The 11,508-nt window shown below is 60.2% G+C and carries 15 protein-coding genes and 3 pseudogenes; 12 read left to right on the top strand and 6 right to left on the bottom strand.

Going from position 1 to position 11,508, the window contains the following annotated elements; genetic code table 11:
- Positions 1 to 25 precede the first annotated feature (25 nt).
- The 12 genes and pseudogenes from ACCQ03_RS22150 (at position 26) to ACCQ03_RS22205 (ending at position 6,298) form a co-directional block, all read left to right on the top strand.
- A complete protein-coding gene (locus tag ACCQ03_RS22150; protein WP_150147937.1) occupies positions 26 to 424 on the top strand; it encodes a DUF6573 family protein in 399 nt (132 codons plus the stop codon).
- 154 nt (positions 425 to 578) lie between these two features.
- Positions 579 to 809 carry a hypothetical protein gene (locus tag ACCQ03_RS22155; protein WP_209227360.1) on the top strand — a complete coding sequence of 77 codons (231 nt, stop codon included), beginning with the start codon at positions 579 to 581 and terminating at the stop codon, positions 807 to 809.
- A gap of 94 nt (positions 810 to 903) precedes the next feature.
- Positions 904 to 1,536 (top strand): DNA-binding protein, encoded by a 633-nt coding sequence (locus tag ACCQ03_RS22160; RefSeq protein WP_150147930.1) that lies wholly within the window; start codon positions 904 to 906, stop codon positions 1,534 to 1,536.
- A gap of 103 nt (positions 1,537 to 1,639) precedes the next feature.
- Complete coding sequence (locus tag ACCQ03_RS22165; RefSeq protein WP_150147927.1) at positions 1,640 to 2,287, top strand: AAA family ATPase; 648 nt, start codon at positions 1,640 to 1,642, stop codon at positions 2,285 to 2,287.
- A gap of 51 nt (positions 2,288 to 2,338) precedes the next feature.
- Entirely contained in the window at positions 2,339 to 2,686 is a 348-nt protein-coding gene (locus tag ACCQ03_RS22170; RefSeq protein WP_017115645.1) for a hypothetical protein, read from the top strand.
- A gap of 39 nt (positions 2,687 to 2,725) precedes the next feature.
- Positions 2,726 to 2,950, top strand: coding sequence for a hypothetical protein (locus ACCQ03_RS22175; RefSeq protein WP_150147921.1), 225 nt, complete (start codon positions 2,726 to 2,728; stop codon positions 2,948 to 2,950).
- A gap of 182 nt (positions 2,951 to 3,132) precedes the next feature.
- On the top strand, positions 3,133 to 3,288 hold the full coding sequence (locus ACCQ03_RS22180; RefSeq protein WP_209227362.1) for a hypothetical protein: 156 nt from the start codon (positions 3,133 to 3,135) through the stop codon (positions 3,286 to 3,288).
- Positions 3,289 to 3,417: 129 nt separating this feature from the next.
- A pseudogene (locus tag ACCQ03_RS22185) lies at positions 3,418 to 3,539 on the top strand (IS3 family transposase); the annotation flags it as partial.
- Positions 3,540 to 3,659: 120 nt separating this feature from the next.
- Positions 3,660 to 4,721, top strand: coding sequence for a XopE/AvrPphe family type III secretion system effector (gene xopE / locus ACCQ03_RS22190; protein ID WP_150145898.1), 1,062 nt, complete (start codon positions 3,660 to 3,662; stop codon positions 4,719 to 4,721).
- A 341-nt stretch (positions 4,722 to 5,062) separates the two neighbouring features.
- Positions 5,063 to 5,317 (top strand): FitA-like ribbon-helix-helix domain-containing protein, encoded by a 255-nt coding sequence (locus ACCQ03_RS22195; protein WP_057663112.1) that lies wholly within the window; start codon positions 5,063 to 5,065, stop codon positions 5,315 to 5,317.
- On the top strand, positions 5,314 to 5,730 hold the full coding sequence (locus tag ACCQ03_RS22200) for a type II toxin-antitoxin system VapC family toxin (protein ID WP_022557732.1): 417 nt from the start codon (positions 5,314 to 5,316) through the stop codon (positions 5,728 to 5,730). The genes ACCQ03_RS22195 and ACCQ03_RS22200 overlap by 4 nt, the downstream gene beginning before the upstream one ends.
- Positions 5,731 to 5,737: 7 nt before the next feature.
- Entirely contained in the window at positions 5,738 to 6,298 is a 561-nt protein-coding gene (locus ACCQ03_RS22205) for a plasmid pRiA4b ORF-3 family protein (protein ID WP_370512629.1), read from the top strand.
- Positions 6,299 to 6,375: 77 nt separating this feature from the next.
- On the opposite strand, the pseudogene ACCQ03_RS22210 reads toward ACCQ03_RS22205, so the two are convergent.
- The 6 genes and pseudogenes from ACCQ03_RS22210 to ACCQ03_RS22235 all read right to left on the bottom strand — a co-directional run.
- Positions 6,376 to 8,355, bottom strand: a pseudogene (locus ACCQ03_RS22210) (DUF4158 domain-containing protein); the annotation flags it as partial.
- Positions 8,356 to 8,488: 133 nt separating this feature from the next.
- The gene (locus tag ACCQ03_RS22215; RefSeq protein ID WP_370512629.1) at positions 8,489 to 9,049 is read right to left on the bottom strand and encodes a plasmid pRiA4b ORF-3 family protein; all 561 of its coding nucleotides are present in this window, start codon (positions 9,047 to 9,049) and stop codon (positions 8,489 to 8,491) included.
- A gap of 7 nt (positions 9,050 to 9,056) precedes the next feature.
- Positions 9,057 to 9,473 (bottom strand): type II toxin-antitoxin system VapC family toxin, encoded by a 417-nt coding sequence (locus ACCQ03_RS22220; protein WP_022557732.1) that lies wholly within the window; start codon positions 9,471 to 9,473, stop codon positions 9,057 to 9,059.
- Positions 9,470 to 9,724: a FitA-like ribbon-helix-helix domain-containing protein gene (locus ACCQ03_RS22225; RefSeq protein ID WP_057663112.1), complete on the bottom strand. Its 255-nt coding sequence runs from the start codon at positions 9,722 to 9,724 to the stop codon at positions 9,470 to 9,472. The genes ACCQ03_RS22220 and ACCQ03_RS22225 overlap by 4 nt, the downstream gene beginning before the upstream one ends.
- A 341-nt stretch (positions 9,725 to 10,065) precedes the next feature.
- Positions 10,066 to 11,127, bottom strand: coding sequence for a XopE/AvrPphe family type III secretion system effector (gene xopE, locus ACCQ03_RS22230; RefSeq protein ID WP_150145898.1), 1,062 nt, complete (start codon positions 11,125 to 11,127; stop codon positions 10,066 to 10,068).
- A 120-nt stretch (positions 11,128 to 11,247) separates the two neighbouring features.
- Positions 11,248 to 11,369: pseudogene (locus tag ACCQ03_RS22235) on the bottom strand (IS3 family transposase); the annotation flags it as partial.
- Positions 11,370 to 11,508: the final 139 nt, after the last annotated feature.

Below are 11,508 nucleotides of genomic sequence, written 5' to 3' on the forward strand. Positions count from 1 at the left end.
TCATACGTTAAGAGGAGAAGCCCCTATGTCCACCAGTCCCGACCTCATCCACGCTTACACCCGCGCCGACATGCTGGAGGATGGCGAGTTGATCGATGTGACCGAAGTCGGCCGGGAAGCTGGGTTCACAGTTCCGGTCGCGCTTACCCGGTCGGTCTGGGCCGATTGCGTGGAATGGTCTGCGGCCGACAACGCCCGCAAGCATGCCTGCCAGGACGAGGCTGGCAGGCTTTGGGATGTGGTTTACATGGCCCGCGTGTACGGGGCACGCAACGCCAAGGGTTGCCGGGCGGTGTTCCCTGTCTATCGCGTTCCGCGCGAAGGGCGGGGGATCCGCCCTCGCCTGGTCGAACTGCAGCTGCACATCGGACCTGGTGACGCCGGCGAGCCGGTAATCACGATCATGCAACCCGGCGAGGAGTGACGTAACAACGCTATGACGCTATGGCGTTATAGCGTCGTTATTCGATTGCGCGATGACGTTTTTCGGCGCGCCGCGCTACGAAGCACGGCCGAAAGCTTCTTTCATTGCGTTTTTACGTTATTAATTTAATAGGCAACAACGTAAGGAAGTTAGTATGCGCAGGATGACCAACGTTGAAGTTGTGACCGAACTGATGGAGTTCTCCCAGTACGGGGCGCTGGCCCAGGCGTTCGTGATGGCCGCCCTGGCCAAGCACTCGCGTGCCGTGGCTGACGCGGATCCGGCGACGCTAGCCAGCATGGAGGGCGGGCCTGTGTCGGCTACCGCCTGGCAGGCGGTAGCGCGGGAAATCGCCGCGAAGCTGGACAAGCATTTCGCTGCGTGACTGCGTGTTTACGTCATTACGCAGATACGCAAATATTTGTTGTATGTTGTAGTAGTGTGTTGTAAAACACAAACTACTACACGAGGAGGGTCGAATGGCTATTACGCGCGAGCAGATTTGGGCGGCGGCAGATAACTTGGATGCCGCCGGACAGAACCCGACCTTGGTGGCCGTAAGAAAGGTGGTTGGCGGGGGTAGCTTCTCCACCATCCAGGACGCCATGGCCGAGTGGAAGGCGCGCCGGGCGGCCAAGGAATCCCCGCTGCGGGAGCCTGCGCCGCAAGCAATCCTTGATCGTCTGGCCGAGCTGGGCGGGGAGGTTTGGGCGGCGGCCTTGGAGCTGGCCAACGTCCGCCTGGCATCGGAGCGCGAGGCGCTGGAACTGGCCCGATCGGAAACGGAGGCGTCCCGGCAGGAAGCGGCTGAACTGGCGGATCAACTCACGGTCGAGCTGGACAAGGCCAAGGGCAGGGTGGCGGCGCTTGAGGCCGCAGAGGAAGCCGCGCGGACGGAAGCGGCGGACCTTCGCCAGCGGCTGGCGGTTGCAGAGGCGCGGGCTGGGGAAATCGAGCGTAATGCGGAAGATGCTCGACAGGAAGTCGCTGGAGCGCGAAGCGAAGCTGCTGCGGCCAGGGAAAAGGCTGCAGGTCTGGTGGGGCGCTTGGAAGCTGCCGAGGCCCAAAACGCGGCGTTGTTGGCGCGATTGGAGCCGGCAGGGAAGAAGTAAAAACGTGCTTACGCCATCCGTTCATTACGTAATGAAGTCATGCTAGTATTCGTTACGTAACGACGCTACAGGCTAATTCCGTAATTAACTAACGAGGTCAATCATGCAAACAATCGTGATTGCGGCGCAGAAGGGAGGGGCGGGCAAAACGACCCTGGCCCTGCACCTGGCCGTGGAATACCAACGCGCTGGCAAGTCAGTCGCGCTGATCGACACGGATCCGCAGCGGTCGGCCGAAATGTGGGGGGGGCTGCGGGACGCGCAGGACATAACCGTGGTCGGGGTGCCCGGCGCGGAAATCGCCGCGGCCCTCCGAGATGCGGAGAGTGATGGTTACGACGTGGTGCTGGTGGATACGCCGCCGCATGCCTCGGCGGCCTTGGTGCCGGTCCTGCGCCTGGCCACGCTCGCGGTTGTGCCGTTCCAGCCGTCACCCCTGGACCTCGGCACGCTGGAAACCGTGCGCCGGATGTTGGACGCCGCCGGCACGCCGGCCGTGGCCGTCATCAATGCCGCACCGCTACGGGCAGCCGAGGTTGAACCCATGCGTCAGGCCATCGAGGAAGGCGGGTTGCCGGTGCTTGAGACCGTCGTACACCACTTGATGCCATTTCGGCGATCCATCGGCAACGGTCTGTCCGTGGTTGAGTTCGACCCCAAGGGCAGGGGGGCGTTTGAAATCAAAAAGCTGCGCAAGGACATAGACGCGGCAATCGCGGCGCTACCGACAGCCACGCCAGTAGCAGCCTAATAGGCTAACAAGCTAAAGACGTATCCACGCAATTACGTAACGAGGTAAACCATGAACAGCAAGAGTCCGTTGGGCAAGCTGGGCCAGCGTGCCGCCCGCAATAGCCAGGCCGCCGAAGCGATGCCGGCTGGCTTCGATGAGCCGATGGTGGCAGCGACCAGGCCAGCGGTTCGGGCGGTCCCAAGCCAGCCAGCAGAAGGCGGAAAGGTCCAGGGCAAGCGCCGCCGTGGTACCAACGAAAGCGGCGTCGTCACTATGACCGTGCGCCTGCGCCGAGAGGACTGGGCGCGTCTGGTCGAGCTTCGGATGACCGAGGGTAAGACCGGCCAAGAGGTGTTTTTCGAGGGTTTGACGGCGGTCTTTGCGCGGTATGGCTTTGACGCACCCGTGGCTCCGTAGTCGAGCTACCGGGGCGAGTCCAATCAGGGAGAACGCAACATGAATTCACCGGAGCCAGTGCCGGGTGTACTTCCAGGACTCTGGCGGGAAGAAGGTGGCCAAGGTGGGCTTGTCAGGCTTGATATTGCGGCTATTACCGCCGGCATGGTCGTAGTGGCGAAATGCGATGAACCCTGGCAAGCAAAGCCTGAATTGCGCTGGCAGGTGTGGCCCGACCTCCTGGTGCCGGACGACGATCCATCCAAACTCGCCGGCGAGGCGTAGTGCGCTAAGGGCAGGCGGCCTCGTAGATATCCCAATGTTCTTCCTTTGCGCGAGGCGGCAGGCTTGCACCTGGTCCCAGGGCATTCAATCCGGCAAGCCCCGCGGGTCGGCATCACTTCTTCAAAAGTGATAATCTGATGCGGCGCGGATCCGCGCCAAAACGACGACAGGAGAACACGCCCGTGAGCAGTTACCTGGTGGCCTGCAAGGCCTCGAAATACACGAAGGATGTGGTAGAGGAATCCAAGCTCACGCGAGTGGGCGCCTATTTCCCGTTCAAGGAGAGCAAGGGCGGCCGCCTGGTGCTGGACGAAGGCATCGCGGTATTGGGGATGTAAGCCGGAACCCCAGAAAATTCCGTCACCCCTCACCCCAATTCCAACCCCGCCACGAGCGCATCCAGATCGATCAAGTTGCCGTTACTTTGGAAGGTGTAGTGCCCGTTCAGCTGGATGTGTCGCCACGCCGCCGCTCGCGCCGAGGTATTCGACTACATCGAGATGTTCTACACCCTCAACTGCCGCCACGGTTCAACTGGCGACCTGTCCCATGTAGAGTTGAACGGCGCTACGCGCAACGAGGGTCTTGAGTGTCTCCGGAACCCTGGGCGTATCACCTTTCGCGCTCCCAAACATGACTTCGGTGAACCAACGACATTCAGAGAGCTCTTTGCAAGACTTGATTCTGAGGTCACTGTCGGAGATCAAAAATGGGTCTATGCGTTTCAAAGCCGAGCGTGGCAGGTTCACCCGACCACTATGCAAGTCACGCCACAGAGCAGACCACGCCCTCTACGCCTTCATCCTCCGAGGCGCCCATCTCACCCAGCCTGCATGGCTTGGTGGCACTCGGCTCTTCGGGAACGAGGCGGGGGCGCTTCCGGCAGCCAACACTACAACCGCACGAAGTTCAGCAGGCGGCCTACCAGCTTGGTATGCGACTCAACGGCAGACCCATCGAAGACGCGAGCGACCGTCAACGCCTTGCCGATGCTACAGAGACGGTGCACGAGACACGACTCGCCTTGCACCGTGGGCGAGGCAATGTCGATAGCGATCTGCGGCTCAGCAACGGACGGAGCGCCACTTATAGCTCCCTGTCTTACTGTCTCGGTGAAAATGACGAAAGTTTACTGGCAGGCAGTGCGCTGGCTGCGGGGGCAGGCAACTGTGATCACAATGCAGCGATTAACGCACGTCGGCATGCAGTCCGCATGGAGAATGGCGGGCAGATGATGACCGTACGCGACTACGACCAGACCCACCTCTACGCGCTCTACCGGCCCCCAGGCTCGGCAGAGGCGGAAGAATCCACTGTAGTCCTCGACTCGTGGGCCGACGGTCCGGCCGTTCTACCAAGGGATTCGCACTGGGCCGAAACGTACGGAACATCCACCAATGTAGTTGAACGCTTCGACAAGCCTGATGCAATCGACGCGCTGGCCAGGACAAACGCATTCAGAGCCGAGATCGAGGACCCGCAAACTGAACTCCATGCAAATGCGCGCGACCTAGAGACAGCTTTTCTAGCCAACCCCGCACCTGGCGATATCTGTTCCTCGATGCCGGTCATCGCCCCCGATCTGGCCCGAAACACGCGTCAAAGGTTGCAAGAGCACTCACCGCGGACGCGTGAGGCTCTAGCCGCCGATGCTGCGCGGCAAGCCTATGCACTGGATGACGCACAGCCAATTTCGCCGCGCACAACTGCTGCGATCCTTGAAGATGCAGAACGCCTGGATGCCTTGGGTCGCCCGCCATTGAGTTGGTGAACTTTCATCTGGTACCAACTGGGCTTGGATGTAGCCTGTCTGGCGTCGATGTCAAATAGCCAGTTCCCGGCTGGGCGCAAACGACCGCTGTAGAGCAGGTGATGCCTCCTGCCTGTTCAACGCAACAGTGGGCAAACGGGGGGAGAAATGACCGCCCCACTCAGGCGAACAGCTGCTTGATCGGTTTCAACTACACACCGTTATCGGCCTGATGGCCTAGTGGCGTCAAGGTGCCGGCATGTCGCAAAACATGTGTTTGGCGACAGGGTCCGGCCCTTGCAATAATGAACTCAAATAAATAAAATGCATGCATCGAATGCATTTTCGAAAAGGCGAATGCTATGGCAATGCTGACAGTACGTAATCTGCCGGATGATGTGCACCGCGCATTGCGCATGCGGGCCGCTCAACATGGGCACAGCACCGAGGCCGAGGTCCGCGAGATTCTGGCGACCGCAGTCAAGCCAGAGACGCGCGTTCGCCTAGGCGAAGCCTTGGCGGCTTTGGGTCGCAAGATTGGCCTGACGAATGAGGACTTCGAGGTCTTCGATCGGGTAAGAGACAAGACGCCGGCCGTCCCGCCGAGGCTTGAATGATCGTTCTCGATACCAACGTCGTTTCCGAGGCGATGAAGCCCGAGCCGCACCCATCCGTGCGGACCTGGTTGAACGATCAAGCCGCTGAAACACTGTACCTGTCCAGCGTGACGCTGGCCGAACTGCTATTTGGCATCGCTGCGCTTCCTGCCGGTAAGCGCAAGGACATGCTGGAACAGGCCCTTGATGGCCTCATGGGCCTGTTTAGGGATCGGGTGTTGCCATTCGACATCGATGCAGCGCGGCGTTATGCCGAATTGGCCGTGACGGCAAAGATCGGAGGGCGAGGATTTCCGACACCCGACGGCTACATCGCAGCGATTGCTGCCTCGCGGGGTTTCATTGTGGCGTCACGCGACACGGCCCCTTACGAAGCGGCCGGCGTAACCGTCATCAATCCGTGGGAAGGGTGAGGAATCCATGACGATGCGCAACCCTACACCCGTGTGGCGTCTCAAGGTCGAACTGCTTGGCGTAGCGCCGGCCGTGTGGCGTCGTTTCGATACCCATTCGGATGCGAAACTCGCGCAATTGCACTACTTCATCCAAGGCGCTATGGGCTGGGAGTTGATGCACCTGTTCTCGTACCAGGATGGGCGCGGGTACGGCGGCGCGATCAACAGCGAACTGCGATTGTGCGATGTCTGCCGCATCGGTGATGCCCTGACGTACACCTACGATTTTGGCGACAACTGGCAGCACAGAGTGACGGTCGAGAAGGCGATGGCACGACCGACAGGTACCTATCCATGCATGGTCGCCGGCAAGTACGCCTGTCCACCGGAAGATTGTGGCGGGTCGTGGGGGTATGCAGACTTGCTCCGTGTTCTTGCTGGTCACCGCAACGCCCGTCGGCGCGAACTCATCGAGTGGCTGGGCGGGCCGTTCGATCCCAAGGTGTTTGACATGGATGAAGCCCAGAAGCGCCTAGCTGAGTACGTCGAGGTGTCGATGCCGAAAAATCATCAACCCACTGCTTGAACTTACCGAGTTGGTCACTCATAGCCGGGACTGGAGCTTGGAGTAACGGAATTTTCGGCGGTTCCGGCTTACCCCCCCTGGTAGGTGCTCTCCAGCACGTGGTACGGGATGTCGCTGGTACGCGCCATGACCAGATTGCCGTGGTTCATTGCCTGGGCAATGATGACTGCCATCAGGCTGTCAGCGTCGGCCACCTTCTTGGCATAGCGTGGTTGCAACGGAGTGAGCGCCGACAAGAATTGACACTGACCGTTGACATAGCGGAACACGTCGGCCACGTCGCAAAATGGCAGTTGCTCGTAGAGTGCCTGCTCATGCGCCTTGTGGTTCTCGCTCTTGGGCTTGCGCCACGTCAGCGTCTGCGTGGCCTTGCCGTAGTCGAGGTGCTTCAGCTTGCCCTGCTTCAGCTCACGGTTGAACGCCAACCACTGCGTTCGCAGTTCTGCCGTCAGTGCAATGAGTTGGGCCTCGATCGGTTCGCGCAGGAACGGGATGTCCATCGGAGCCAGTACATCGGCGTTATCATCGAGCGACACCAACTCGTCAGAGAGGTGCCGATGTTGCAAGCTGTCGTCGAGATAGAGTTCGCCCGACTGGAAGCGCTTCCTGACCTGGCGGTACAGCCAGAACTCGTAGCGGTCTGCGTGCAGGCCGGTCGGCTTGCTGTCGGCGTCGAAGGTCAGCAAGTACGGTCGCAACCGTTTCGGCAACGTCGCTGTTGGACATTCGACGAGCGGACGTTGCGACAGGCGCTGCTGTTTGGCGAACACACTTTTGGCCCAGATCAGTGCTGCCAGCCACGGGTTGCTGGGGTCGGTGCCGGCAAGGTCGAGCGCGACATACAGCGGTCGCAGATGACGGCGCATGCGTTCGGCCAGCCCGTCCACCGCCTGCCAATGCAGGGCCAGCTTGCTCGCTGGTTTGATGCTCATACGATGGCCGACGAGCTGAAGCGCGTCTTTCGGTATGATCTTGTACGCCCGCTGCCGCACGTTGCCGAACGGTGTGGTGTCGGCCACCGTATCGTCGACATAGAGCAACAGCAGGCGTCCGACTCGTGGCGTTTCCTGCTGACGCCGTACCTGCTCGGCGACGAAGGATTGCTTGGCGCCGGCACGACTTTCATCCTCTAGTCGCTTCATGTGATAGGCCATGGCATCGACCAGGTTGTCGGTGAGTTGCCGATAGCGCAGCCAGGCGTAGCACAGCAGGTAGAGATGGGTCTGGTCCGGCTTGAGGTTTCGCAGGTCGTGGACGGTATAGAAGTTCGCCAGGCTCGCGTAGTAACGCACGTTCTGTTGCGAGATGCCCAGCTTGGGCAACAGCGTCTTGGCGATCCCGTGCAGCGGCTCCAAAATGGTGCGCTTCTCGCGTTCACGGGCCATCTGACGCCAGCCGAAATCTTTGGCGTCTTGCCGGAGCACCGCCAATTCGGACAGCGTGTTGTCTCGTACCAAAAGCTGGGATAGCGCGGCTTTGGCCGAATCATCCAGCACTTCGGCCAGCAGGCCACCTAAGCGCCGACGTTCGGCCGACAGCGTGGCGCTCACCAGTTCTTGCACAGTCGTGTAGCCGGGCCGGATGATCTTGCGTTCGTTGAGCCAGACGATCAGCTCGGCGGCGACGAAGCTAGGCGTCACGTCGCGGCGTGCGATCTGGGCGGCCTGCTGCGCGAGTTGTGGCAGAAAATCGGCTGCCCAGAGCCGATAGCCGAACCATTCGGCGATGCGCTCGCGCTGGGTGTAGTGCTCATGTTTGGTGATCGTCTTGCGTTCGAAGTCCTCGCCGTGGAAGTAGCGACTCAGCACAAAGGCGCAATCATCCTCGACTTCGCTCCAGTTGAAGCGGAAAAAGGCGTGCTTGGCCTTGAAGTAGCCGATCTGCAAGACGCAATAGGCCCGCGCATGGAGGCCGGGGCGACTGGCCGCGAACGTCAACTCCGCCTCGGACAACGCCAAGTATTCCAGCCGCTGCGCATCGTCGAAGTCCGGCAGGCCATAAAGCGCTTCCTGCTCGGCGTCCGAGAGGACGGTGAGCAGCTTATTCTTGTTGCTCATCGGCCGTTCTGCCCGTTCCACGCCAACCCTCTCGCTCCAGCGTTTCGATCAAGGTGGGGGGGTAAGCCGGAACCGCCGAAAATTCCGTTACTCCAAGCTCCAGTCCCGGCTATGAGTGACCAACTCGGTAAGTTCAAGCAGTGGGTTGATGATTTTTCGGCATCGACACCTCGACGTACTCAGCTAGGCGCTTCTGGGCTTCATCCATGTCAAACACCTTGGGATCGAACGGCCCGCCCAGCCACTCGATGAGTTCGCGCCGACGGGCGTTGCGGTGACCAGCAAGAACACGGAGCAAGTCTGCATACCCCCACGACCCGCCACAATCTTCCGGTGGACAGGCGTACTTGCCGGCGACCATGCATGGATAGGTACCTGTCGGTCGTGCCATCGCCTTCTCGACCGTCACTCTGTGCTGCCAGTTGTCGCCAAAATCGTAGGTGTACGTCAGGGCATCACCGATGCGGCAGACATCGCACAATCGCAGTTCGCTGTTGATCGCGCCGCCGTACCCGCGCCCATCCTGGTACGAGAACAGGTGCATCAACTCCCAGCCCATAGCGCCTTGGATGAAGTAGTGCAATTGCGCGAGTTTCGCATCCGAATGGGTATCGAAACGACGCCACACGGCCGGCGCTACGCCAAGCAGTTCGACCTTGAGACGCCACACGGGTGTAGGGTTGCGCATCGTCATGGATTCCTCACCCTTCCCACGGATTGATGACGGTTACGCCGGCCGCTTCGTAAGGGGCCGTGTCGCGTGACGCCACAATGAAACCCCGCGAGGCAGCAATCGCTGCGATGTAGCCGTCGGGTGTCGGAAATCCTCGCCCTCCGATCTTTGCCGTCACGGCCAATTCGGCATAACGCCGCGCTGCATCGATGTCGAATGGCAACACCCGATCCCTAAACAGGCCCATGAGGCCATCAAGGGCCTGTTCCAGCATGTCCTTGCGCTTACCGGCAGGAAGCGCAGCGATGCCAAATAGCAGTTCGGCCAGCGTCACGCTGGACAGGTACAGTGTTTCAGCGGCTTGATCGTTCAACCAGGTCCGCACGGATGGGTGCGGCTCGGGCTTCATCGCCTCGGAAACGACGTTGGTATCGAGAACGATCATTCAAGCCTCGGCGGGACGGCCGGCGTCTTGTCTCTTACCCGATCGAAGACCTCGAAGTCCTCATTCGTCAGGCCAATCTTGCGACCCAAAGCCGCCAAGGCTTCGCCTAGGCGAACGCGCGTCTCTGGCTTGACTGCGGTCGCCAGAATCTCGCGGACCTCGGCCTCGGTGCTGTGCCCATGTTGAGCGGCCCGCATGCGCAATGCGCGGTGCACATCATCCGGCAGATTACGTACTGTCAGCATTGCCATAGCATTCGCCTTTTCGAAAATGCATTCGATGCATGCATTTTATTTATTTGAGTTCATTATTGCAAGGGCCGGACCCTGTCGCCAAACACATGTTTTGCGACATGCCGGCACCTTGACGCCACTAGGCCATCAGGCCGATAACGGTGTGTAGTTGAAACCGATCAAGCAGCTGTTCGCCTGAGTGGGGCGGTCATTTCTCCCCCCGTTTGCCCACTGTTGCGTTGAACAGGCAGGAGGCATCACCTGCTCTACAGCGGTCGTTTGCGCCCAGCCGGGAACTGGCTATTTGACATCGACGCCAGACAGGCTACATCCAAGCCCAGTTGGTACCAGATGAAAGTTCACCAACTCAATGGCGGGCGACCCAAGGCATCCAGGCGTTCTGCATCTTCAAGGATCGCAGCAGTTGTGCGCGGCGAAATTGGCTGTGCGTCATCCAGTGCATAGGCTTGCCGCGCAGCATCGGCGGCTAGAGCCTCACGCGTCCGCGGTGAGTGCTCTTGCAACCTTTGACGCGTGTTTCGGGCCAGATCGGGGGCGATGACCGGCATCGAGGAACAGATATCGCCAGGTGCGGGGTTGGCTAGAAAAGCTGTCTCTAGGTCGCGCGCATTTGCATGGAGTTCAGTTTGCGGGTCCTCGATCTCGGCTCTGAATGCGTTTGTCCTGGCCAGCGCGTCGATTGCATCAGGCTTGTCGAAGCGTTCAACTACATTGGTGGATGTTCCGTACGTTTCGGCCCAGTGCGAATCCCTTGGTAGAACGGCCGGACCGTCGGCCCACGAGTCGAGGACTACAGTGGATTCTTCCGCCTCTGCCGAGCCTGGGGGCCGGTAGAGCGCGTAGAGGTGGGTCTGGTCGTAGTCGCGTACGGTCATCATCTGCCCGCCATTCTCCATGCGGACTGCATGCCGACGTGCGTTAATCGCTGCATTGTGATCACAGTTGCCTGCCCCCGCAGCCAGCGCACTGCCTGCCAGTAAACTTTCGTCATTTTCACCGAGACAGTAAGACAGGGAGCTATAAGTGGCGCTCCGTCCGTTGCTGAGCCGCAGATCGCTATCGACATTGCCTCGCCCACGGTGCAAGGCGAGTCGTGTCTCGTGCACCGTCTCTGTAGCATCGGCAAGGCGTTGACGGTCGCTCGCGTCTTCGATGGGTCTGCCGTTGAGTCGCATACCAAGCTGGTAGGCCGCCTGCTGAACTTCGTGCGGTTGTAGTGTTGGCTGCCGGAAGCGCCCCCGCCTCGTTCCCGAAGAGCCGAGTGCCACCAAGCCATGCAGGCTGGGTGAGATGGGCGCCTCGGAGGATGAAGGCGTAGAGGGCGTGGTCTGCTCTGTGGCGTGACTTGCATAGTGGTCGGGTGAACCTGCCACGCTCGGCTTTGAAACGCATAGACCCATTTTTGATCTCCGACAGTGACCTCAGAATCAAGTCTTGCAAAGAGCTCTCTGAATGTCGTTGGTTCACCGAAGTCATGTTTGGGAGCGCGAAAGGTGATACGCCCAGGGTTCCGGAGACACTCAAGACCCTCGTTGCGCGTAGCGCCGTTCAACTCTACATGGGACAGGTCGCCAGTTGAACCGTGGCGGCAGTTGAGGGTGTAGAACATCTCGATGTAGTCGAATACCTCGGCGCGAGCGGCGGCGTGGCGACACATCCAGCTGAACGGGCACTACACCTTCCAAAGTAACGGCAACTTGATCGATCTGGATGCGCTCGTGGCGGGGTTGGAATTGGGGTGAGGGGTGACGGAATTTTCTGGGGTTCCGGCTTACATCCCC

The organism is Xanthomonas sp. NCPPB 3569, from assembly GCF_041475645.2.
Lineage (GTDB): Bacteria > Pseudomonadota > Gammaproteobacteria > Xanthomonadales > Xanthomonadaceae > Xanthomonas > Xanthomonas phaseoli.